The sequence below is a fragment of the Nocardioides sp. NPDC127514 genome (assembly GCF_040302125.1).
Classification (GTDB): domain Bacteria; phylum Actinomycetota; class Actinomycetes; order Propionibacteriales; family Nocardioidaceae; genus Nocardioides.
This window is the reverse complement of record NZ_JBEORF010000007.1, coordinates 80,285-103,937: the sequence shown is the minus strand read 5'-3', so window position 1 is coordinate 103,937 and position 23,653 is coordinate 80,285. Positions and strand designations below refer to the sequence as shown.

Below are 23,653 nucleotides of genomic sequence, written 5' to 3'. Positions count from 1 at the left end.
CGCAGGTCAGGTGGCCTGCGAGAAGTCGAAGAGCGCGATCGGGGCCGAGGTCGGTTCGTCGGAGCCTCCCTCGGGCTCGACGGTGATCCCGGCCGCGCTCGCATCCGCGGCGTCGCCCTTCAGGACGAAGGTCTGGTCGCTGCCGGCAGGCATCAGCCCGGCGGGGACCATCACATCGTCGTGCTGGAGCCAGAGCTCGTAGACCTTGCCGTTCGGCGCGGCCGGCATGCCGGAGGTGACCAGCACCGCCCTGTTCTCCGAGACCGAGCGGACCACCCGGGCACGGGCTTCGCCCGGAAGGTCGACGGCCACGGTGGTCGCGTCCTTCGCGTTCAGCACCCGTTCCGCGGTCGACATGGTTTGGCTGGAGTCCTCGCGGATCAGCTCGACGGCCGCGACCGTCCCGCTGCCGACGACGGCCAGCACCGCGGCCGCGGCGGCGAACGTACGCCACCCGAACCGGCGACGGCCGGACGACTCCTCCGCGGGCTCAGGAGCCTCGACGGCCCTGTGCTTCGGTGTGGTCTCGGGCGGAAGCGGTCGGATCTCCTTGATCCCGGCGAGCAGACGGTCGCGCAGCTCGGGCGGAGGTGCGGTGTCGGTCAGGCTGCCGAGCATCCAGGCGCTGTCGCGCAGGCTGGCCACCTCGTCGCGGCAGTCCGCGCAGGCGGCGAGATGCTCCTCGAAGCGGATGCGCTCGAGGTCGTCGAGGGCGTCCACCGCGTATGCGCCGGAGAGGGCGTGAATGTCTTGCGCGTTCATCGGCTCACTCCCATCGCGTCGCGCAACCGGATCAGTCCGTCCCGGATACGGGTCTTTGCAGTGCCTATCGGCAAGTCCAGCATGGCGGCGACCTCAGTGTGGGTGTAGCCGCCGAAGTACGCCAGTTGTAGCGCCTCCCGTTGGACTGCCGTCAGGGTTTCGAGGGCGGCGTGGACGCGGCGAGCCTCCAAGGAGGTCTCCACGGCCTCGGCCGTCGTGTCATGTGGTGGGGTCTGTGTGGTCCCGTGGTAGGCCGTGTCGTTGCGGCCGGCGGACTCCGCGGATCGGACCCGGTCGACCGCACGACGATGGGCCAGGGTCAGCAGCCACGAATGGGCGCTGCCCAGGTTCTCGTCGTACCGGCTGGCGGTGCGCCACACCTGGAGGTACGTCTCCTGGGTGACCTCCTCCGCCTGAGCCGGGTCTCGGACCACCCGCAGCACCAGTCCGTGCACACGGGCGGAGGTCGCGTCGTAGAGGGCGGCGAAGGCGGTCTCGTCGCCTCGGGCGACGCGACGGAGGAGCTCGGCAAGCCCCGGGGACCCGGTTCCCTCCGGCGACGAGTCGCCGGAGGGAACTGAGCTGAGCGGTCTCATGTGTCGATCCTCGCGGAGATCCGGTCCGATGTCCCGATCAGGGCATCAGGACGGTGTCGACGACGTACACCGTGGCGTTGGCGGTCGGGATGTTGCCGCACAGCACCTTGGCGTTCTCCTTGCCCACGGTGAACTCCTCGCCCTCGCCCTCGACGGTGATCATGTCGCCGGCCAGGGTCTCGTGCTCACCAGCGACCTCGTCGGGGCTGAGCTGGCCGGCCACCACGTGGTGGGTGAGGACCTTGGTCAGCGTGGCCTTGTCGGCCAGTACGGCGTCCAGGTCGGCCTTCGGGATCTTCTTGAAGGCGTCGTCGGTCGGCGCGAAGACGGTCAGCGCGTCGGCGCTGTTGAGGGTGTCCACCAGCTCGGCCTCGCCGACCGCGGTCACGAGCGTCTTGAGCAGCGGGTTGGCGCTCGCGGCGGAGGCGACCGGCGCGGTCGACATGCCGTTGAATGAGCCGGCACCGTCGGCGGGAATCAGCTTGCAGCCTTCGCCGAAGGTCTGCGAACCGGCTTCCTCGTTCTCGGGCGCGGCCTCGGTGGTCTCAGAGGTCTTGGAGCCGCTGTCGCTTCCGGACGCGGTGTCCTCGGAGCCACATGCCGAGAGACCCAGACCCAGCAGGAGAGCCATGGAGGCGGCGACGCTGCCGGTGCGGGTGATGGTGTTGAGCTTCATGAGAGAGCCTTTCGAGGGTTGGTCTCTTGCTGTCATGAGGGCTTCGGCACGGCGGCCGAATCGGATTTCGCCAATTTCTTCTCAGGTGACGGTGACGACGATTTCCTGGATCCCGCTGGACCCGTCGGGGAAGGGGGTGGCCCGTTCCGAGCTCTGCACGTTGCCGTCGCGATCGGTGACCCGGACGGCCAGCTGGTGGCTCCCGGGCTCGGCGTCCCACGGCATGAACCACTGGCGCCAGTAGTCGATCCCGGCGTCCGGACCGAGCTCGGCCGGCTGCCAGCGACCGCCGTCGATGCGTACGTCGACCGTGTCGACGCCGGAGTGCTGGGCCCAGGCGACGCCACCGATCACCGTGCGGCCGCCCTCGATGTTGCTCAGCGGCCGGGGCGTGTCGATCCGGCTGGAGAGCTTGATCGGCGCATCGATGGCCCAGTCGCGGTCGGTCCAGTAGGCCGTAGCCTCGTCATAGCGGGTCAGGGTGAGCTTGGTGACCCACTTGGTGGCGCCGACGTACCCGTAGAGGCCGGGCACCACCAGCCTGGCCGGGAAGCCGTGGGTGCGGGGGAGAACCTCGCCGTTCATGCCGAGGGCGACCATCGCGTTGCGGCCGTCCATCGCGGCCTCGAGAGGTGTGCTGATCGTGAAGCCCTCGACGTCGGTCGAGAGGATCTGGTCGGCGTTCTTCCCGACTCCGGCCTCCTCGAGCAGCTCCTTGAGAGGTACGCCGGTCCAGCGCGCTGCGCCGACGAGCTTGCCGCCGACCTCGTTGGAGACGCAGGTCAGGGTGATGTCGTACTCGACGTTCTCCCGCGCGCGCAGGTCGTCGTAGCTGAAGGTGAGCTCGCGGTCGACGTCACCGTCGATGGTCAGCGACCAGCTGTTCTGGTCGACGATCGGGACGGCCAGCTTGGTGTCGACCCGGTAGAAGTCGCGGTTGCGGGTGATGAACCGGGAGATCCCCTTGTGGGTCTCCTCCAGCCCTGCCGGGAGCACGGGCAGCGGCTTGCGGACCCGCGGCAGCATGATGTCGGCGAGCGCCGTACGGCCGCGCACGATCATCTGCCCGCCGGTCGCGGCCGCGGCGGAGAGCAGGGCGAGAGCCCCGAACCCGATCAGGACGCTGCGGCGGGTGGCCGCGCCTTCGTCCGGGGTGTCCTGCCGGTGGGTCGGGGTGCGCTCGGAGGTCAGGGCGCGGGTCAGCAGCACCAGCACGCCTGGTCCGAGGAGGAGCGCCACCAGCGTCGGCACGAGGTTGGCGATCTCGAAGAGCGGCTGGCGGACCACGGTGGCTCCGGCGAGCAGGACCAGGCCTGTCATCAGACCGACGCCGAGCCACAGACGTCTGCGGGCGATCACGCCGATCACGGCGGCGAACGCGATCGTGACCAGCAGCACGCTGCCGATCAGGATCGGCTTGTCCGCGCTGCCGAGCTCGCGCACCGCCCATTCCTTGACGGGGGTGGGTGTCGCGTCGATGACTGCGGTGCTGACCGCGAGCGCGGGGGAGGAGGCCGGCGTGAGCAGCGCGGCCGTGAGGTGCGCGACGGACATTCCGACCGCTCCGGCGAGCACACCGGCGGCGGCATGGGCGAGGGTATGACGATCCAGGTGTCTCATGGCGGGGATTCGTGCCCGAGCCCCGACCGGATTTGATGCCTGCCGAGACGAGTCAGTCCGTGTCGCGCATCTTGGCGAGCCTGGCCCGCAGGCCGGGCTCCCGGTGCGCGTTGGCACGCAGCTCGACGTAGGCGTCGCCGTAGACCCAGAGCAGGGCGTCATCGAGCCGCCGCACCGCCCCCGGCGGATAGCGGTAGTCCATCCGCGCCATGAGGGTCTCCTCGTCGACCGAGCGCAGCGCGTCGCCGAGCTCGCTCAGGGAGGTGATGCCGAGCTCGAGGATGACCCCGGAGATCCACCCGTAGTGGTCGGTTCGCGACCAGCCGGCGTCGGCGTACTGCCCGGCCAGGAAGGCCGCCAGCTCGCGTGGGCTGATCCGCGGGTCGTCGTCGGGAGTCTCCGTGCTGGCTGCGGTCCCGCCCTCCCGCAGCCGATCCCGGATCGTGGAGAACTCGCGGTCGGCGAGCTCGAGCAGGCCGGCCGCGAGCGTGAACCGTCGGTCGAAGTCGGGTCTGTGCTCGCTGGGGATGGTGCCCTTGTAGCGGATGTCGTGCTCGAACTCGGCCCAGGCGTGCTGCAGCACGGTGCGGATCTGGATCTGCGCCTGGCGGCCTCGCAACAGCTCGTACGCCGCCTGGCCCTCGCGCGCGGGGTCGAGGCTGACCAGCAGGTGGCGGCTGGCGTACCCGAACCGGCCCTCGCTCGCGGTCTCCTCGCCCATGTCGCGGTCGTCGTGGACCACCACCTGGTCGTCGAGGAGGTCGGCGACGGCCTGGACGTCGCTGTGGACATAGGTGATCACCCGCAGCCCGATCTGGTCGGTGATCTGGCGGAGCGGGTCGGTGAAGACCTGCCGTCCGTCGACGGTACGAGCCGCCTTGGCGGCGAACGACGCGACCGACTTCGCGCGCGAGGTCACGGTCAGGTAGTTGATGCCGGCGTCATCGAGGATCGAGGTCACCAGCTGTACGTACTGGTCGGCCGCCTCGTGCAGGATCGGCTGGATCGCGGCGTACTCACGGACCGCGGTCGCGGTGTCGTGGATCCGGGCCCCGGCCCGCCCGCGGGGTGTCGGGCGGAGGTCGTCGGGCAGCGTCGGAGTGACGATGTAGCCGGTGGCGAAGTCTCCGTACGTCGTGGTCCGGTCCGGGGCGCGGGTCGCGAACAGGCCGATGTAGGCGCTCAGCACCGCGTCGACCTGGTCCTCGACCACTCGCAGCTCGCTCTTGCGTACCGCCTTTTCGGCGGCCGTTCGCAGGGCGTGCCAGGACGGGTTGTCGAGCAGCAGCGGCGGGTCGGCGCTCGCGAGCCCCTCGAGCAGGCCGAACAACATGATCAGCTCGGCGCGGAGCTGGTCGATGTCGCGCCCTGACTTGTTCTTGTACTTCAGTGTCCGACCCAGGCGGAAGAGGGCCACCGTCGCGGGGTGGGGGTAGACCTCGATCGCCCGGCGCCGCCGACCGGATCGGGGGTTCGTGTCGAGCCCGAGCCGTGCCGCGATCCGGGCGCCTCGAGGTTGCTCGCTGAACTCCGGCTTGCTGGTGTTGGAGGGGTGCGCGCCGGCGTCGAAGCGAGCGAAGTCCTTGTTGAGCGCGGCCTCGGCCGGACGGTTCCCGGTGGGGTTGGTGACGATCAGCGGAGCATCGATCGCGACGAGACAGTCGTCGACGTAGGGCTCCATGGCGGCGACGATCTCGTCGTCGGTCTTGGCGGCAGTGACGTGCACGAGGCGGCCATCCTCGTCCAGGACGGCGACACCGGTGGGCCTGCGCACGCCCCAGGCGAGGTCGACTCCGAGGAAGTACATGGGGCCAGACTGCCCGTCCAAGAGGCGCGGGTCTAACCCCCGGGCCGTCAGCGAGTCGCCTGCACGATCGTGATCGGACCGAATCGGTGGTCGATGTGGTCGACCTCGCGGGCGTCGGTGAACCCGGCGGCGGTCAGCAGGGTGACGATCCCGTTGTCGAGGTTGCGCTCGGTGTAGGCGTTCATCCCGCGGTGCCGGTGGCCCTCGTGGCCGTGTCCCTTTCCGTGCCCGCCGTGCCCGTGGTCGGGGGCGCCGAAGTCGACGATGGTCACCCGCCCGCCGGGCCGGAGGATCCGGTGGGCCTCCCGTCCGAACCCCTCGCGCCCGGCGTCGTCGACGTGGTGCAGCGCGAGCGAGGAGACGACGTGGTCGACGCTGCCGTCCTCGGGCAGCAACCGGTCGGCGTACCCCTGCACCAGCGAGAGACGTACGCCCCGCCGACCCGCCTTGCGAGCGGCGATCCGCAGCGCGGCGTCGTCGGGGTCGTGCCCGGTCACCACGGCTCCCGGGACGGCGCGAAGCACCGAGAAGGATAGGTTGCCGGTGCCGCAGCCGACGTCGAGCACGCTCTGGCCGGACTCGATGCCGGCGAGCTCGACCGTTCGTTCGTGGAGCGCGCGCACGCGGGCGAACCGGGTGAAGAGGTCGTAGAGGGGGAGGAGCCAGGTGCGGCCCATGCCGGGGAGGAACGGGCGGTCCCGTTCGCCCTCGGCGCGGCCGTCGATGATCTGTATGGTGGTCATACATCCACGATGGGACATTCTGCGGATCAGCGGTGGGAGGGAAGTCGGTCACCATGGGACGTTCTTCGGATCCGACCTCGGCTCTCGCGCGTGCCGTACGCACCGTCCGCGCCGACGGCACTCCGGTCTACGCCTGGGACCAGGGCCCCGGCCTACCTCCGGTCAGAGTCGTCCCCCTCGATCCCGACTGCGACGTCGACCACCTGCCTCCCGACAACCGGCACGCCCACGACTTCTGGGTGCTGGCCTATGTCGAGCGCGGCGGCGGCGCCGTCGGCCTCGACGGCAAGCAGGTTGCGCTGCGCGACGGCGAGGTCCACGCGGTGGCTCCCGGCGAGGTCGTCGCCGCCGAGTCGCTCGCCGAGCTCACCCACGCGCGGGCGTGGTCGGTGGCGTTCACCCCCGACGCCATCCCCTCCCTCGCCTCCATCTCCCCGCTCACCTGGGCCCACCACCCGCTGCTCGCCCTCTTCGCCGCCGACGGCCGCCGCGGCCTGGTCCCCGAGACCGAGCGCCCGCGCTGGCGGGCCTGGCTCACCGAGCTCGACGACGAGCTACGCCACCCCGAACGCCTCGGCTCCCACGACGCCGTCACCGCGCTCCTCACCCAGCTCCTCGTCGCCTCCGCGCGCCTGGCCCCGAGTGCTCCGATTGCCCCGGACCCGCTGGTCAGCCGGGTCTTCGACGAGATCGAGAGGACGTACGCCACCAAGGTCTCCGCCGGCGACCTGGCCCGCACCCTGGGCTACACCCCCGGCCACCTCACCACCGTCATCCGCCAACGCACCGGCCGTACGCTCCTCGACTGGCTCACCGAGCGCCGCCTCACCGAAGCCCGCCGCCTCCTCCGCGAAACCGACCTCCCCCTCTCGGTCATCTCCACCCGCACCGGCCTCACCGACCCCGGCTACCTCGTACGCCGCTTCAAGTCCCGCTACGGCACCACCCCCGACCGCTGGCGCCGGGAGGCGTGAACCAGCCAGGATGTGCTGGGACGGGGCACCAGTGGCGCGCTACTTGGCCTGACGACGCGCTTCGTCCAACCGCTGCTGCATCCACAACGGGACGTTCTGCGGCTCGCGAGGAAAGTCCTCAAGGTCGAGCCCATACATGCCGGGATTGAGCGGCTCTTGCCAGGAGGGTTCGTCGTCGTAGTTGAAGCTGGTGCGCCCGGACCAATCGCCCAAGTTGTTCTCGATCGTCCACTCCAGCGACAACCACGTGCCGCCACCCGGCGTGTACATCACCTTCCGGAGTTCCTTGAGCAATTTGGAGACCGCCCTGGGAGCGAGGGCCTTTTCAGTCGCGCCGTTCAGACGGTGAACGATGAGTTCCTGTTCTGCGTACATCGAAACCGCGCGCCGCCGGAGAACAACGGAAGTCCACTCGCCCTCAACCCGCTCCGGAATCATCGGGCCGATCTGGGCCATGAGTTCTCCCTGGCGCTCCAGACCTGACCGTTCAGAGTCGGGGTGGTCTGACATTCTCGAACTCCTTCTCGTCTGCGACGCCGTCGATGCTGTACTCAACGGTGATCGTGGTTGGGACGGGCCCATCGTCGTCGTAGTCAACGTACAGACTGAACGACACGTCGTGGCCGCCGTCGATGGCATCTCTGAGGTCCGACTCCAGTTTGTAGAAGTTGTTCGGGATGCTGCCGTACTCCGGGGAGCCAGACCGGTTGAGCTCCTGAAGCATCGCAACGATGTTGATGCGCTCGCGGCCACCGCCGGCGTAGTTGGCGACGAGGTGGCCTCCGTCGTAGCCGGGGCCACCTTGCTTTCCTACGTCTGCCTGGATATGTCCAGAGCGTGGTGCATCCCGCCGGGCCATGTGTGGGTCATGGGCCTCGATGGTCCGTGACCCGGTATCCGTGATGAACACATGTCGGTCGCTGACCGCATAGGTGACGTTCGGCGCTGGGTAGTTCAGATCTGGGTTGGGACGGGCGGCATCGCCGTACACAGTCTCCGCGTAGTGAAGCTGGCCTTCGCCATCGGTGTAGTAGGTTCCACGGCCCGGTACCTCATAGGCGGTGTTCGGCTCCAAGGCGAAGCCATTGCCGGGGAACGATGTACGCGGCCCGAGTTCCGGTCCCTGGGTACGCCGGCTGGTACCTGGTCGCGGCCACCGCTCTTGTATCGGGCTGACCTCGGATACCGCTAACCCAGCAGCACCGCTTGGCAAGGTGGAAGCAGGCGCGGACGGCTGCGTGGGGGTGGGTGACAAAGGTGGTGGCGCCGAGAGATCCGCCGGAAGTCCCGAGGCCGCAGGAGGTGAAGGCGAGTTGACAGCAGGAGGTGCGTGCAACTCCGGATCGCGGTAGGGAGCGGCCTGGCGCCGCCAACCGGTGGCCATTCCCCAGGCGAACCCGGCAGCACCCCAGATGTGACCGACTCCGTAGGCAGCGGGACGTGTGAAGCGCCAGGCGATATAGGTGAGGACGGCACAGACGGCGAGCTTGAGAGCGTAATGAACCTGGGCGCTGGTCAGGACTTCGCTGAAGAACCGGAGCAGGCATAGAGCCACGACGAAGTAGATCGGCCCCATGACCAGAGGGCCGATCACGCGATGCAGCCGGCCGACAGCGAGGTCGCGGGTGCGGTCGAACATGAACAGGATCCCAGCGGCCGGTGCGAACGGGACGATGAGGCGGATGAGCACGAACGCGAGCAGGATCGCCAACCCAGCGATCAGCAGATAACCGCAGGTCACGACCACCGCGACCAGGTTGACGAGACCTGCGGTTGCGCGCTGACCCCAGTGCTCACCTTTGAAGTATTCGTACGCGACCGAGTCTTCACGGTCGATCTGCTCGGCGATCGTCTTGAAGGCGTCCTGCTTCTCCTCGACGATCGTCTTCCCCTCACCTTCGGGGTCGGACTGGTAGATCTCGTACTCATCGAAGGTGAAGTGGGTCGCGCAGAACAGGTCTGGTCCGTGCTCGCGGGCAGTGGCGGAGTCGGCATCGCCCAGCGCGCCGGTGAGCCAGGTGCGGTATTGCGTGGAGCGTACGACCTCGTCCATCTGGCCGTTGATCGCAGCCACTGCTGGATCCTCGCCGGGCGCCGGGTGATCCTCGAACCCGGTCGCGATCAGCGTGACCGCGTTGCGTACGCCGTCATCGACCAGGCGGACCGACTCCGCGGGGTAGGAGATCAGCAGGGACGTCCCAAGAAGTACGACACCAGCCCATGCGACGGCGGTCGCGGATCCCGCGATGTGGCCGGTGCGTGCGCGCCAGATCGCGGTCGCGGCGACGAGGAGCACGGCGATGGTGATCCATGGGCGCCAGACCCCTTCGGTGACCGCCCGGGTGGCGTCCACGACCGGGTTGTCGAGGGCCTGGACCGGAGAGTCCGGATCGACGACGGCAGCCAGCAGGGCGTGGGTCCAGTTCGGGATCGTGCCGGAGATCTGGAGCAGGATGTTCCCGATCGCCGTCCCTGCTCCGGAGACGAACTGGCCGGTGCACCCGTTGTCGTAGGTCCACAGTTGCGGGGTCGTGCCGTACGTCGACTCCAAGGTCACGCCGTCGTCGTCGAAAGGATCGGCGTCCTTCGGGCTCTCGCCGATCTGGACGATCCACGACCCAGCCCCGTGTGGGGAGGCAGGGATGGGTGCCTCGTCGTTGTTGCACGCGAGGTCTGCTGCGCCGGCCGGCGAACCGACTGCTACCGACCCGATGATGACGAAGGTCAGGGCAAGCAGCGCCATGAGCAGACGCGATCGCCTGCCGCGTCGGCGTATGCGAAGCGGTGCCCGACCACCCAACTTCATGTCCCCCGATGCTCCCGAAACCGAACAGCAGTTTCGCCCACGGTGTCGAGGGCTGCCACCGTTTACCGAGCGGCTGGCTAGGCCTCGGTCGATGGGGCGAAGTAGTCGCCGAGCATCTCGGTGACCCAAGTCGGCTGATGAGTCTCTCCGCGAGTGCCGAACTCGGCGAACCAGGGCTTCACGTCGAGAACCGGGGTGCCGTCGACGGCGTCGAGGTCTTCGACGTGGAGGTCGAGTCCGTCGACCTTGATGAGCTTGCAGCGGGAGATACCGAGCCAGTTGCGACGGCGCATGTTGCGGTGGCCGATGTTGCCGACCTCAGGCCAGGCGGGGTTCTCTCGGGCGCGACGTAGGCCGAGGTTGAGGTCGGTCTGGTCGGTGAGGTGGAAGAAGAAGACCACTTCGAGGTGGGAGAACTCCTCTAGACCGTGGGTCGCCTCGGCCGGGAACAGGTCGGAGTCGAGGCGGATGATCGCCTGGGTGCCGCCCCAGTAGTCGTCGGTCGGCTCTGTGCGGCCGCCGACGACGCGGGCGATCGGGGTCATGGGGATGGGGTCCACGGATGCTCCTTGGCAGTGGCGGTCGGGTCAGGCTGTTGCGAGGTACGCGGCAGCACGCTGATCGAGGTCTGCGAACTCGCTGGTGGCACGGACCGGCTGGAGAACCTGACGCACGGTGGCGGCCATGTCGCGGACGCGGCCGGACCGTACGCCGCTGGTTGCGTCCAGTGCGGTCGACCAGGTCGCTCCGGCACGGTCGAGGTGGCCCCGGGCGGCCTGGATCTCGCCGAGGTAACCGAGGGTGACCGCGTGGGTGCGTACGAATTCCTTGCCACGTAGCTCGACGCTCCGGGTCAAGGCGGTTTCGGCACCGTTGAGGTCGCCGCTGGCGTAGAGCGTGCGGCCGGTCTCGTGTGCGAGTGACGCTTGGGAGAAGAAGAACACGCGGCTCGGCTCTTCATCGCCGTTGATCGCGGCCGCGAGGTCGTTCTCCGCACGTAGAAGCGCTGCAGCGGACGCGCCGCCCAGGCCGGCGGTGGCGAGGGCGCGAGCATGGACGACCCCGATCAACGCACGCTCACGCGGGCACGCTGTCCGGTATCGGTCGCCGTCCACGGATGCCTCCGCGAGCGCCAGGGCATCATTGGGTTTCTCGAGCTCGATCGCCTGATGTGCGAGTGCCCGAAGTGCATGGCCCGCGAGTGCCGGGGCGTTGGCCTCCTCGGCGAGCTTGACCGAGGTGGTCAGGAGGCGACGCGCCTGGCCTTGGCGGGCATCGTCGAAGGCCATCCACCCTGCGACGTAGGCGACCTCGGAGGCCGCCGCGAACATCGCTGCCCTGACCGACTCGTTCGGGAAAGCGCCGGTGACCATGCGTTGCACGTCGTTCATGAGGTACGCCGTTACCTGACCGAGCGCGCTCCCACCGCCGTGCTTCTGGTCGGCGCGTGCGAACCCGGCCGCCGTGGAGTAGACCCGTGCCACATCGGTCGTGCCGTAGCGTCGTCCCGTTGTCGGCGGGGAACCCCACGACACCACGGTTGCCGCGGCCGCACCAAGTGCCTCACGTCGAGTCAGGTCCACACCACCATTGTCCCGTGCCGGCCGATCGATCGGAGCCGTTGGGGCTCGCAGTTGCCGAAGCAGATCCTGCTGCGCCGGTGGGAGGTGCTCGTGATCGATGTCGTCGAGAAGGTCGAGGACCGTGCAGCCGTGCCCGAATGCGCGAGCCAGACGCGCGAGGTCCTCGAGCGCGGGACGCGAACCACCGTGGGGCCAGTTCTCCCACCGCGAGAGCCGGGAATCATCGATCGGAGCATCCGGGTTGACCGTCCGGTACTGCTGGACCGCCTTCCACTGCGTCCACCCGAGAGCTGCCCGCCAGGCCCGCCGCGGGCGGTCACCGAAGGCCTGCTGCATCTGCGCAGCGATCTGGGCCACCGAGCGGTCTTCGGCGACCAAGCACATGCGCAGCTGCTCGCGCGCTGCCCTCTCGCTACGTGCCACGTCGAATACCTCGCCCGATCGTCGTCTGCGGCCCTCATCTGACGCGATCGTATCGGCGCACCCACCCCGCAGCCAGCGATGCGTGACCGCGGCGCAGAAACTTGCATCCAGATACAAGATCTCGACTCACCAACACCCAAATATGCAGGTCAAGCTCCTGTTAGGCCGCGGACCAGAAAGTTGCCGTTCCGCATGGGAGCCTGACCGGCTTGCTCCAGCAAGCTGGTCAGGTCAAGCCGCGGTACACCTACCGCGCCAGAACCCGGAGATCGAGATGTCAGCAACCATGACCCGCACTGGCAGGCCCGGAGGGCCTGGACGTCCTCGCCACACCGGCCAGATCGCGACCGGATCGGCGCGCGAGGACATCCTCGACCACGCTGCACGTCTGTTCACGAGTCGCGGTTACGCCGGCACCTCCACCCGAGACATCGCCGAGGCCGTCGGTATCCGACAGTCCTCGCTCTACTACCACTTCGCGGACAAGGGCGAGATCCTCAGCGAACTGCTGGACCAGACCATCCGGCCGACGATCGACAAGGTCGAGGGGATCGAACGGCTCGCAGCCGAGCACGGCTGGGAAACCGTGCTGTACGTCTTAGTCCTCGTCGACGTGCACACCCTTGCCATCGCGCCCCACAACGCCGGCATGCTCCCGCGATTGCCCGACGTCAGCAGCCAGCCGCTGTTCGAGCGCGCCAGAACCGTTCGCCGAGAACTCGTCGATGCCTACGACCGCATTGCCTCACAACTCGCCAGCAACCGTCGCCACTGCGATCTTCGTCTGGGCAACGTGCTGCTCGAGCTCGTCGAAGTCGTCATCAGCATCCGCCGCGCCGGCGACACCCTCACCGACACCAAACGCCACGCCATCGCGGCCTCTGCCCTCCGAATCTGCGACGTCCCCGAAGAACAGATCTGGGCCGCCGCTCTCACCGCGGCGCGCTTGGTCGGCCAGTTCGCAGGTCTCTCGGATGGCCACTGATCTGGACCAGGTCGTCGAGGAGTTCCGGCACCGGCCCTTGGGCGATGCCGGACCGTTCAGCTTCGTCACCGCCGACGCGCTCACGATGAAGGTCCGCGAAGGCGGCCGCGTCATCAACGCGGTCGTCTTGCTCGCAACCGGGGTGAACAACGACGGCCACCGCGAGGTCCTCGGCATGCGCGTGGCCACCGCCGAAACCGGTGCCGCGTGGAACGAGTTCTTCGCCGACCTCGTCGCCCGCGGCCTGTCCGGGGTCCGGCTCGTCATCAGCGACGCCCACGCCGGGCTACGCGAGGCGATCGCAGCGAACCTGCCCGGCGCGACCTGGCAACGCTGCCGCACCCACTACGCCTTCAACCTGATGGGCGTGACCCCGAAGAACATGTGGCCAGCGGTGAAGGCGATGCTGCACTCGGTCTACGACCAGCCCGACGCGGCCGCTGTCGAAGCCCAAGTTCGACCGGCTGCTCGACTACGTCGAAGCCAAGCTCCCCGCTGTCTTCGAGCACCTCGACAGAGCCCGCGCCGACCTCCTGGCCTTCACCACGTTCCCGAAGGAGATCTGGACCCAGATCTGGTTCAACAACCCCACCGAACGCCTCAACAAAGAGATCCGCCGCCGCACCGACGCCGTCGGGATCTTCCCCAACCGCAACGCGATCGTGCGCCTGGTCGGCGCCGTCCTGGCCGAACAGACCGACGAGTGGGCCGAAGGCCGCCGCTACCTCGGACTCGACATCCTGGCCCGCTCCCGCATGAACATCGTGCCCACCACCGAACCCGAGATCGGAGCTGATGACCTGCCCGCACTAACCGCCTAACCCTCATCGAGGAGAACGCAGCGCTACACCACTACCTGGGACTTGACCCCGACAGACTCGGGCTTGCATCAGTCGGCACCCAGCGTTCCGCCACCATTGCATGCTACTGATCGGTCGCAAGCGACACGGGAGTACGGGGCTAACTGGTCGACACCGGCTTGTTCGCGGGACAGGCTGGTGACCAGGTAGGACCTCTCGTGTGACAGTGTCGGCAACGCGGTCGGGGACTTCTTGCGCAGACAGGTCATAGATTGCGATCCACAATGACCACGACAATGCACGGTCGGCTCAGTGGCGCGAGCTCGCGGACGTGGTCTGCAGCGCGCCAGCGGGTCCGAACCGCCATCCAGTAGGGGCCTCATTGTCCCCGGTCTTGATAGGGCGAATGCGCATGAGTCGTATCGCCTCGCCCGGCTGGCCTGTCAGCAGGTCGGCCGGGATCTTGCTGACCCAGGTCGGTCCCTGCTCCGTGAGTACGCGGACAGCAGCAACTCCATTGGTTGCAACCTCGATGCGCTCGGCGATCCCCTCGAGACAGTCTGCGTCTGGCCATTCAGCAGCTGCGTGCCAGTGGGGCTCACATTCGCAGCGACGATCGCAATAGCGGCATACCTCAAGACTTGGGTGAGCGATCTCGCGGTCTAGTTGTCGGGCGGTCTCGACCGCGGTCAGTGCGGCGTCAATCTCCGCGTCGGTGATCGGCACCGGGACCCTGCCTCGACTCAGCGAGAAGACCTCGGCACGATCCGGGCGTGAGCCGAAGGTGTGCTCGACGAGGTGGGCGTAGACGGCGAGCTGGAACTTGATCGATTCGGGAAGGTCATCGCCTAGGAACGTCTGTGTCTTGAGATCGAGCAGAACGACTTCTTCACCAAGCAGGATGAGGTCTGGCTTGCCGCGTAGCCGGAGGTGCGGTTCCCAGAGTTCCGCCTCGGAGACGATCTGCTCAGGCGCACGTGTGCCGATCAATTCAACCACCGCAGGCCCGCGCGCGATCAGACGCGCCCGTGCCAGCGTCCAGCCGGGTGGGAGATCGCCCGGCAACTCGGCCACGCACGTGCTGACGGCGTGCTTCAGTGCGCCAATCGGGTCGGTGTCGTGGTACCCGCCGCTGCGAATCCATCTCTCCAGGGCTCGGTGCGCAAGAGTGCCTGCGTTCACGTCAGATGTGTCGGACAGTTCGGTCAGGCGTGGGGCTCCACCAACGAGCGGACGGACCGACGCCGGGCACTGGATCATGCGCCAGGCGCGGGTCGGTGAGAGCCACTCCTTCGGAACGTGCTCGACGTCAGTCACGATAGCGGGAGGACCGTCTCGCACAGCTGGAAAACACGGCCGGGGTCGCGGTCCAGAGTCAGGCCGTCGACGTAGATGACCGGCGCGTTCGGCACCGCGATCTCCGCGTGCGCTGTCGCTTCCGCCAACCGTTCGGCAGTGAAGTTCGCCTCCGAGGCCTCCAGCGGGTGACGGACGATCAGAATGTGGTCGCCGAGCTGGGGATGCCGGAACTTGACCGCGCCAGGGATGCCGGAAATGGGTTCGGCGGTGTATCCGTTCGCCCACGCTTCGGCAGCGCTGTGCAGTAGACCGACATCGACAGCTAGCTGACCCTCCAGGAGTACCTGGAGCAGGTCTCTGGCCAGTCGCCAGTCGAGAAGTGCGTGGTACGACATGTTCCCGTAGTCACGCAGGCAGCGGTAACACGAGGCCAAGCATTCATCGGCGTGATCCGGGTCGGCCAGGTGCGTGAGGTACTTCGTGGCGTCGTCGAGCAGCGTCGGTAGTATCTCGTCGCGTCCAAGGTGGGTCGAGAACCCGGCGCCGTTCTCCAGTGTGTCGGCGATGAACGCGTATGGCGCTGGATCGCCGTCGGCCAGACCAGCGAAGATCCCGGCAACCAGCTCCAGCGGCTCGATATCGAGCTTGGAGGCGGCGACCTTGCGAATCAGGAAGGCAAGCGAGTACCACGCGGCGCGACGGCCGTCGTTGACATCGGGTGCGCCGTACGGCTGGAACGTCGTTGTGAAGTTCAGTCGCAAGCCCTGCTCTGCGATTACCGCCTTCTTCGGGCCAAGGAAAAGGAAGTCAGTCGGTTGGATAGCCCCCAGAGCGACGTCGAAGGGGTCTCCCGTGACGGCATTGGCTGGGACGAGTTCCTTCTCGACCGCCTCCACCGCGACGTGGCCGCCCCAATCGGGTCCCCCAGGTGCGGCCGCCTTGAACTGGAACAGCTTGCCTGCGTTGTCGTTGATGACGAACCGCTTACCCGGCCCAGAGAACGCCCTGGCGGCATCGAGATCAGCCAGCTGGAGGGATCCTAGATCGGCGAGCGCTCGAGCGGTAATCGACCGCGGCGACCACGAGAAGTTCCCGTCAAAGTCACGCGGTCGAGCGGCCCGGAAGCCCAGCGGCTCGCGGAGGGGCATCTTTGAGAAGCCGTCAGGACCGCTGCCGCACTGCGGGCAGAGTTCGATGTCGCCGAGGTCCTCATCCGACAGATATGAGCACGAGCGGCAGAGGTAGATAGTCCGGTCGTGTCCGAGTGCGTCGGTGGATGGGTGACGCGGCGGCCGCCCGTAGGGCTCGAACGCCGCGATACCGATTGACGTGTAGACCCGGCGGTCGCGGACCAGTTCGCTCATCGGTGCGAACTGACTGACCGCCATCGCTAGGTCGCGGTCGATGACGTTTGCGGGCGGCCACGGGTACGACCTGTACGGCCGCTCCAGGTACAGGTAGCGGACGCTCGTCGGGAACCCGAACATTGGCAGGACGCCGAACTCGGCCAGTCGCTGACTGAGTTCCTCATGGCCGACGGCGCCCTCGGCGGTAGCATCATCTAGGCGCCCGGGGAGTTCCGCAGCGCACGTCGCTGCCAGCGTGATGGCATCCGATGCGAGCGGGGTGCGGTTGGACAGCGCGACCGCCACCCGGTTAACCGTTTGCTGGTGGTGGGCGAGCCAGTCGACCAGGTGCGGCTTGGCGGCCGCCCAGTCATTCACCAGTCCGAACGCGCCGTGGACGTTGTTCGTAGGGTAGAACTCGCCACCTGCACTGATGATCTTTGCCGCCACGACGGGCATGGCGAGCCGCAGCACCTCAGCCCGCACCGAGCGTTCGAAGATCTCGCGCCGGTCGACGGCGAGGTATGGCTCTGGCGTTGGGTCGTTGGTGATGCGCTCGGGCTCGTCGAAGTAGTACTCGTCGTGGCTCCGTCCGCGGCAGACGGTTAGCGCGACAGCGACCGGATTGCCGCGACGCCCAGCCCGGCCGACGCGCTGCTGATAGTTGAACCTCGTCGGCGGCATGTTGCCCAATACGACGGCCGATAGCGCTCCGATGTCGACGCCGGCTTCCATCGTGGTGGTGACGCTCAGCAGGTCGATACCGTCGGCGACTTCAACTTCGGCGTTCGGTCCCGAGTCGAGGAAGACGCCCTGGAAGCGTGCCTGTCTCGCCTGCGCATCGATACGGTCAGTCTGGCCCGTCAGCTCTTCACAGTTGAGCCGGAAACGGCCAGCCTGCCGTGTCGCCTTCCAGCCGTAGTAGTCGCTTTCAAGATCGAGTGGGACGCCAACCTCTGGCAAGGTTCGATAGCAACGTGTGCAGTATCCGCAGCCGCGGTTGAGGTGCTGCCGTCCGCATGTGTTGCACACCCATCCGACCTCGCCGCCTTTTCGCAGCACGACACGCGATGGGTCAATCAGGAAGTCCTTGACCGCGGTGCCGCAGCGGGCGGCAAACATCGTTGCTAGCTCTTGCTCCCCCGGTCCGCCGGCCTTCTCAATCGCCCGCCAGAAGTTGCGCAGCTGTCGAGGCGGGTCGTCGCGACGCGCGCGCAGCCGGTCGAAGCGACGGGCATCGGCGAGAACGCGCAGACTTGCCCGCACGTAAGCGAGTTCTTTCGTCGCGGGGACGTCGATCGAGTCATCATCGTCGTCGAGCGCCAGCCAACCCAGGCCGAGCGACTCGAAGTCACGCCCCGCACCGGAGAACAGGCCCTCGAGGATCTCCTGCAGGAGTGAGTTGTTGATGTCCGCCAGTAGGACCCCCTGCTCGGCGGAGAGATTGCCGCGGAGGCTCGGCGGCGTGGCGCCCCAGTCGTAGAGGCTCGTCCACTTCCGCTCGTTCGAGGTTTCTTCGAGGCTTGCGTGCGGTCCGCCGGGGTTGAGTCCAAGGCTCAGGAGCCTCGCCGCGATAACGCCGGTTGAAGCCTCGATCGTCGGACCCTTGCCGAGACGCGCCACCAGGCCGGGCTCGTCGTCCTTGCTGGTGCCTGGGCGGCCCTCCCAGATCCGGTGGAGCTGCTGGAAGGCATTCGCGTCACGCTGTTCGAGTCGCTCGATCGCCTCCCACGAGTCATCGGTCTTCTCGTTGTCAACATAGTGTGCTCGGGCAAGCGCGACATCGGGGATAGCGTCGCCGTGTGCGTCCATTTGCTCGTGGAGCAGTAGGCGCAGCAGGTCCTGGTAATGGCGGAGACCTAGGCCGGACGACAGCTTGGCGGCGTCCTGCCGGCTGTCGGTGAACATGATGACTTTGCGGTCTTCGCCGTACAGATCGGTCGCGAGTTCGGTAGTGAGAACCTGATTGATCTTCTCGAAACCGGTACGCATCCCACGGATAGGCGAACGCTGCGTTGCAGGATCCGTGTGCGGCAGGCGCTTGCCACCCTTGCCGTACTGGATCTCCCAGTCATCACCGCAGTTGGGGCATTGGGTCGGGAACGGACCGACGGTCGTCGGCTTCCGCTTCTCCTGCTTGGCCCTCGGAACGACCGCATGGAACGACCAGCCTGTATGCCCGCCACCGGGCCCCGAGTTCTTTAGCCCACCTGTTGCCGGGTTCAGCGTGCTCCGCCGAAACTCGTACTTGACGCGCTCGTGGTCACGAGTCCAGCTGGACTTCTCGATAGCGTCGAGGTTGGCCGCCGCGTTCGGCCAATAGACGAGGTAGTTGGCAGCGGTGCGTTGCAACTGCACCTGGTCGGGCAGCTTGGCCAGCTCGGGGACGTCCGCCAGGAGGAGTGTGTCGACTCGATTCCTCTGCGTCGCGCCCTCGGGGGTGAAGCCGCCGAGCATGACATCGCCACAGTTCTGGCAGTAGAGCAGCTCCAAGACCCGCGCGCGGCATTCACATCGTGTAACCGGCTCCCGGTATAGGCGACCGACCGGCCGTGGCTCGTCATCGACGCGCGGAGCAGCCGTGCAGTCGGGATCGGTACAGGCCCAGACCCCGGGGACGTTCCGGAAGAAGTAGTGGGCTCGGAGCTTCGGGTCGGTGTCTACCGAATCGGCTGCGATCGCAGACAGCATCTGCTGAAGCGCAGGTTCGCGGTCTTCGGCTTCCGCGTCTGCGAACACCGCGGATGCCAGGTCTGCCAGGGTCTTCGCGATCGTGGGCTCGGTGCCGTCATCGCGCTCTTCGATAAAGCCACGGCGAAGCGTGTCGGTGAGGTTCTGGTCGCGAACGTACTGAGCGGTCTCCGTGAGATCTGACGCCAGGATGGCCTTGGCGTGTTCGGCGGTCGCGGTCGGCGCCGACGTGGGCATGTTCAGGACGCCGTCAACGAACTCGAACGAGCTGGCGTCCACGCCGAAGAACTCTTCGAGGTACCGCTGGTCGCGCTCGGCGTCGATCGAGGCAGATGCGGCGAGGATCCGCAGCTGCTCCGGGTGTTCATCAAGGCCCAGGCGCTGCTTGAGGTTGCGGAGCAGGTAGGCGACCTCGGTGCCTGCCGTACCGCGGTACATGTGCAGCTCGTCGACGACAAGCGTAAAGCGATGTTCCGGGTTCGCCTTGAGCCAGGCGCGCGTCGAATCGAAGTAGTGTCCATCGCGCTCGCGAAGGAGCATGACGTTGAGCATCGAGTAGTTGGTAACGAGGACGTCAGGCGGCGCATCGGCCATGTCCCAGCGCGACCGCATCTCGGCGCCATCGAGGCGTGGAACAAAGTACTGAACGTCGTCCCGGCCGGTCTGCTGCGCGACTTCGATTGCGCGCTTGCCACGCTTTTCGGTAGCCGACAGCTCGGCGCGCAGTCGCGCGACGGCTGAGTCGGTTTCGCGGCTACCGGTAACCGGCGTCGCGCCCGTGTAGCGGCCAAAGTAGAACCGGTGGCCGCGCCGATTGGCCTTCAGCCAGTCGTGGGCAGCATCGCTATCGAGCGCGTGGCGCATACGCATGAGCTGGTCATCGACAAGGGCGTTCATCGGGTAGAGAACCAGTGCGCGGACCGCGGCGGGCCTACCCGACTCACCCGCACGCTGCGATGCGAACGGTGCGCCCGACTGGCGCCACCAGGGGTCGAAGCCTGCCGGTCCGCCAGTCCACGACTTCGACTCCTCAAGGAGCGAGCCAAGCACTGGCAGCAGGAAAGACTCCGTCTTGCCGGACCCGGTGCCGGCCGTCACGATCATGTTCGTGCCGACGGTCATTCCGGCCTTGAGCGCGTGCTCCTGGTGGAGATAGAGCGGACGGTTGGGCGGGATGAGGCCGCAGGCCGCAAAATCGGCCAACTCGGGAGGGGCGCCGCATTCGGCCACGGACTCGGCCAGGCTGCGCGGTGCAGCAGCGTACTCGGGACGAAGTTCGACCAGTGGCAGGCGGTACGTACCCTTGTCGATGTCCAACAAGTCGCGGCGTTCGTCTTGTAGGCGCCTGTCCTCCAGGCCGAATGGTGTGTCGTAGTAGCGGAAATACGCCTGACGGAGCCGATTAAAGGTGCCGATGACATCGAGGCCGTGACCCTCGACTTCAGTTGCAGCCACTGATACCTCCAAGCCGATTCATGCGATCTGGGTCACTTTCTGGCGCACGGATTCTCCCACCAGTTTGGCCACATCTAGTGGCACATTCGAATAAATGGCTGTTCTGGCGGTCTGGCCGAATTTCGTTGGCAAGCCACTGCAGAGCACGAGTGCACGGGACTGAAGCGGCGGCAGTGGAGCGCCCTGGTCGACGAAGACGGTCCCGATCTCTTCGCCGTCGCTAACGCGGTCACGCCGCCAACGGATGACGCCGATCTTCTGGGCTGCGAGGGCGTACAAGATCCCGGTGGCGTGGTCCGTGCGGAACCAGCTGTCACCGCGGCGGTAGCTGTAGCTGGGGCGTCCTTGGACGGTCGTACGACACAGCCCATCACCGTGCGGCAGGCCGGTCACGAAGCGGAGGTCATCGCTGTGGGGGAGCAGATGTTCGACATCATCGCTCCAAGCGGGTGGGGCCGCGGGCGTATCCAGATCGATGCGCCGTAGGCCCCGCGCGATGCGTCCGGCAGCTGCCCCTGCATAGTTGATGCCGAGGGCCTCGAGCGCCGCGTTGAGCTGAGGAAGCGACTCGGCCTGGACGTAGATGGATGGCGGTGGTGGCAACGGCTGCCCGAACGCAGACGGCCGTTCTTCCATGTGAACCGCAAGGTCGTCGCAGCCTTCGATCCGGTCGACGAGTCCGGTCCGGCGGGCTCCGGCCAATACGGCCGTACCACCCGACTGCGGAATGAGGACCGCGGCCGCTGGCGCGACGGCCCATCGTCCGTTCTGCCAATCGATCTCGGCGTGGCCAAGGGCCGACATGTCACGCAGCCAGCGGCCGATCTCGTACGGTTTAGGGTTCAGGTCGGCCGAGCGCGCCGCCCATGCAATCCGCTGACGCATGTCACGGATGTCGCCAGAGCCAGTTTCGCTCATCCAGGTCAGGAGTAGGCCGGACTTCACTGGTGGCGCTCCCAGGCAGCGACGTAGAGTTTCCAGATCGGGTCATCCAGCCGAACGTTGTGAGCGGCGGCCAGACCGACGCGACGGTCCGCGTCCGTCAGCTCGTGGAAGGCGGGCTCGGCAACGCGCAGGCGGACCGCCTGCCAGCCGGTCGTTCGTCGTTGCAGCAGCCACGCGCCGCGGTCGGGCGACACGTCGAAGAACATGAACGACGCGTGTTCCAGGCAGGTCGGGGCAGGCGGCTCTGCTAGCTCTGTGACGTGGCCGCGGTGATCGACGAGCCAATTCTCAAGTGCGCCTCGTCGCGCCAGTATCGTCTTGTTCGAGGAGTCGGTGGCGGCGGTCATCGCCCCGCAGACATCGGAGCCGCCGGTCGCCTCGCGGAGCTGGTCGTCGACCCAGGCCAAGCTGCCGAGACCCGGGGGAATCCAGTCGGCGTCCGGTCCCGGGCTGACGTAGAAGGGGAGTGTTTCCCCGTCGGCCTCGATGGCGTGTGTCCCAGGCTCGTACGGACCGAGTCGTGCGAACGGGAATGGAAACATCGAGGCGGGAATGCCCTGGGGTGGTGACCCATCCAGTACGACGTCAACGGTTCGTGGCTCAGTGCCGACAGGCAGTTCCAGATCTGGTTCTCCACCGGCCAAGTAGGTGTTGCGACTCACCCTCTTGAACAGCGGGAGGCCGTTGATGAGCCGCGGCCGGACGGTCGTTCCGAGACGGATCTGACCGACCGCCGCACCGGGCAACCTCCGGATTGCGGCTGTGAGCGCGTCCCGATCCGAGAACGTCACCCGGAAGTAGATGGCATAGCCGCTCAGGATGTTGTTCGCGATCGCGTCGGCGACCTTCCGCCAACCGGTGTCAGCCGCCGTGCCGAGGGCTTGTTCGACAGCGGACGCGAAATCGGTGGTGACTGCGACGACATGCTCCTCGTACGCCTCCAGCGCGTCGACCGACATCCAGCCGCCGGCGTGGGCACTCTCGATGAATGCGAGAAACTTGCTCGGCTGGTACTCCGCAACGCATGAACTGCCTCGCGCTGAGAAACCGTGCTGGAGCGCGATGGGCATGACCGGAGGAAGGTCATCAGCCGCGTACAACGATGAATGATCATCAGGAGTGAGGAGAGCTGTGAACGGCGTGCCGTCGACACGGCCCTCGACGATGTCGCCAGGTAGGTCGGAGACCGCCGGGACGACCCACCACGCCTTACCTTCGTCAAGATCGATGGCGAGGCGGATCTCCAGTCGCCGGAGACCCTCAGCGGTCACCACCTTGCCGTCCCACGCGACAGCCAGCCCGTGGATGAGGGGTTTCAGATACACGTGCATGGCGGTCTCGTCGAGCGCCTCGACGAAGCGCTCGCTGAACCCGTGTGAACGACGGTGCGTCCAGACCTTGAGGAGGCTCAGAAGTGCGTCGGGACCCGGCACGCCAGCACGGGTGAGGTTCATCCGATCAAAGAACCGTGTGAGGACCGCACGGTCGCTTCGGCGAACAAGGGTCTGTGAAAGCGGGTAGCCGATCCGCCGTAGGTCGGGATCCTCGCGAATCGTCGACGTACCGAACGCACCGGCCTGCTCAGACAGCCAGGCGTCGAAGCCCTGCCAGAGCGTGGTGAGATCGAGTGATCCTTGCTGACGCAGGACGAGTCGCAGGTCTTCGACCTCGTGGTCGGCGCCGTCCGGAAGAAAGGCCCGGGCGAGCCGGGTGTAGTAGTTGTGGCGCGCTCCAGATGCGTCGGTCCGCATCTCTGACGCGGCAAAGACGCTCAGCGCCAGAATGGGGAGAGTCGGGGGCGGGCTGGTTCGTGGTCCTTGGCGCCAGAGCTTCTCCGCCAGACATGCCCGCCGAAACATGGCGCCGCGCCGCTGGATATTGACCAGGCTGCGCACCGCCGCCGCAAGTGAGCGCGGACCGTCCTCGGTGTCGTCAGCAAGCCGCTGCAGCTCGTCGCAGTCGACGAACATGACAACGGGCTGGCCTGCATGTCCGTCCAAGAACTCGTGCGCGAGTCTGGCTTGCCAGCGTGCGTACTCCGGCGCGAGCAGATCCGTGGAGCTTGGCACGGCAAGACCATACGGCAACCCACCGAAAGTTTTCGCCGGAATGCGTAGACCGCACGGACTCGTGCAACCTCGC

At 67.1% G+C, this 23,653-nt stretch carries 16 protein-coding genes and 1 pseudogene; 3 read left to right on the top strand and 14 right to left on the bottom strand.

The features are described from left to right. Window positions 1–6 precede the first annotated feature (6 nt). The 6 genes from ABTX24_RS07420 to ABTX24_RS07395 all read right to left on the bottom strand — a co-directional run bounded on the left by ABTX24_RS07420 (window position 7) and on the right by ABTX24_RS07395 (window position 6,204). Window positions 7–762 (bottom strand): anti-sigma factor, encoded by a 756-nt coding sequence (locus ABTX24_RS07420; protein WP_350838517.1) that lies wholly within the window; start codon window positions 760–762, stop codon window positions 7–9. After that, on the bottom strand, window positions 759–1,358 hold the full coding sequence (sigK, locus tag ABTX24_RS07415) for an ECF RNA polymerase sigma factor SigK (protein WP_350838515.1): 600 nt from the start codon (window positions 1,356–1,358) through the stop codon (window positions 759–761). Before sigK ends, ABTX24_RS07420 begins: the two co-directional genes overlap by 4 nt. Before the next feature lie 37 nt (window positions 1,359–1,395). After that, a complete protein-coding gene (locus tag ABTX24_RS07410; RefSeq protein WP_160025404.1) occupies window positions 1,396–2,034 on the bottom strand; it encodes a fasciclin domain-containing protein in 639 nt (212 codons plus the stop codon). Between the two features lie 81 nt (window positions 2,035–2,115). Next, the gene (locus ABTX24_RS07405; protein ID WP_350838513.1) at window positions 2,116–3,654 is read right to left on the bottom strand and encodes a molybdopterin-dependent oxidoreductase; all 1,539 of its coding nucleotides are present in this window, start codon (window positions 3,652–3,654) and stop codon (window positions 2,116–2,118) included. Between the two features lie 52 nt (window positions 3,655–3,706). Next, complete coding sequence (locus tag ABTX24_RS07400; protein WP_350838511.1) at window positions 3,707–5,461, bottom strand: DUF429 domain-containing protein; 1,755 nt, start codon at window positions 5,459–5,461, stop codon at window positions 3,707–3,709. 47 nt (window positions 5,462–5,508) lie between these two features. Then, window positions 5,509–6,204, bottom strand: coding sequence for a class I SAM-dependent methyltransferase (locus ABTX24_RS07395; RefSeq protein ID WP_350838509.1), 696 nt, complete (start codon window positions 6,202–6,204; stop codon window positions 5,509–5,511). Between the two features lie 53 nt (window positions 6,205–6,257). On the opposite strand from ABTX24_RS07395, the gene ABTX24_RS07390 reads away from it, so the two are divergent. Continuing rightward, on the top strand, window positions 6,258–7,178 hold the full coding sequence (locus ABTX24_RS07390; RefSeq protein WP_350838507.1) for an AraC family transcriptional regulator: 921 nt from the start codon (window positions 6,258–6,260) through the stop codon (window positions 7,176–7,178). Window positions 7,179–7,217: 39 nt separating this feature from the next. On the opposite strand, the gene ABTX24_RS07385 is transcribed toward ABTX24_RS07390, so the two are convergent. From ABTX24_RS07385 to ABTX24_RS07370, 4 genes are all read right to left on the bottom strand, one after another. Beyond that, on the bottom strand, window positions 7,218–7,634 hold the full coding sequence (locus ABTX24_RS07385) for an agglutinin cell wall attachment protein (RefSeq protein WP_350838505.1): 417 nt from the start codon (window positions 7,632–7,634) through the stop codon (window positions 7,218–7,220). A gap of 31 nt (window positions 7,635–7,665) precedes the next feature. Then, window positions 7,666–9,921: a DNA/RNA non-specific endonuclease gene (locus tag ABTX24_RS07380; RefSeq protein ID WP_350838503.1), complete on the bottom strand. Its 2,256-nt coding sequence runs from the start codon at window positions 9,919–9,921 to the stop codon at window positions 7,666–7,668. 140 nt (window positions 9,922–10,061) lie between these two features. After that, window positions 10,062–10,544 carry a TrmO family methyltransferase domain-containing protein gene (locus ABTX24_RS07375; protein WP_350838501.1) on the bottom strand — a complete coding sequence of 161 codons (483 nt, stop codon included), beginning with the start codon at window positions 10,542–10,544 and terminating at the stop codon, window positions 10,062–10,064. A 27-nt stretch (window positions 10,545–10,571) separates the two neighbouring features. Further along, the gene (locus ABTX24_RS07370) at window positions 10,572–11,990 is read right to left on the bottom strand and encodes a helix-turn-helix domain-containing protein (protein WP_350838499.1); all 1,419 of its coding nucleotides are present in this window, start codon (window positions 11,988–11,990) and stop codon (window positions 10,572–10,574) included. Window positions 11,991–12,264: 274 nt separating this feature from the next. On the opposite strand from ABTX24_RS07370, the gene ABTX24_RS07365 reads away from it, so the two are divergent. Both ABTX24_RS07365 and ABTX24_RS07360 read left to right on the top strand, forming a co-directional pair. Beyond that, complete coding sequence (locus tag ABTX24_RS07365; protein ID WP_350838629.1) at window positions 12,265–12,975, top strand: TetR/AcrR family transcriptional regulator; 711 nt, start codon at window positions 12,265–12,267, stop codon at window positions 12,973–12,975. Beyond that, window positions 12,944–13,796 (top strand): annotated as a pseudogene (locus tag ABTX24_RS07360) (IS256 family transposase); the annotation flags it as partial. The gene ABTX24_RS07365 and the pseudogene ABTX24_RS07360, both read left to right, overlap by 32 nt. 288 nt (window positions 13,797–14,084) lie before the next feature. Here the strand turns inward: ABTX24_RS07360 and ABTX24_RS07355 are convergent. From ABTX24_RS07355 to ABTX24_RS07340, 4 genes are read right to left on the bottom strand one after another with little or no spacing between them, the layout of a single operon-like run. Continuing rightward, window positions 14,085–15,092, bottom strand: a complete 1,008-nt coding sequence (locus tag ABTX24_RS07355) for a RecB family exonuclease (protein ID WP_350838497.1) — start codon at window positions 15,090–15,092, stop codon at window positions 14,085–14,087. Then, on the bottom strand, window positions 15,089–20,566 hold the full coding sequence (locus tag ABTX24_RS07350; RefSeq protein WP_350838495.1) for a DEAD/DEAH box helicase: 5,478 nt from the start codon (window positions 20,564–20,566) through the stop codon (window positions 15,089–15,091). Before ABTX24_RS07350 ends, ABTX24_RS07355 begins: the two co-directional genes overlap by 4 nt. 18 nt (window positions 20,567–20,584) lie before the next feature. After that, window positions 20,585–21,484: a hypothetical protein gene (locus tag ABTX24_RS07345; RefSeq protein WP_350838493.1), complete on the bottom strand. Its 900-nt coding sequence runs from the start codon at window positions 21,482–21,484 to the stop codon at window positions 20,585–20,587. A gap of 23 nt (window positions 21,485–21,507) precedes the next feature. Beyond that, the gene (locus ABTX24_RS07340) at window positions 21,508–23,580 is read right to left on the bottom strand and encodes a hypothetical protein (protein WP_350838491.1); all 2,073 of its coding nucleotides are present in this window, start codon (window positions 23,578–23,580) and stop codon (window positions 21,508–21,510) included. Window positions 23,581–23,653: the final 73 nt, after the last annotated feature.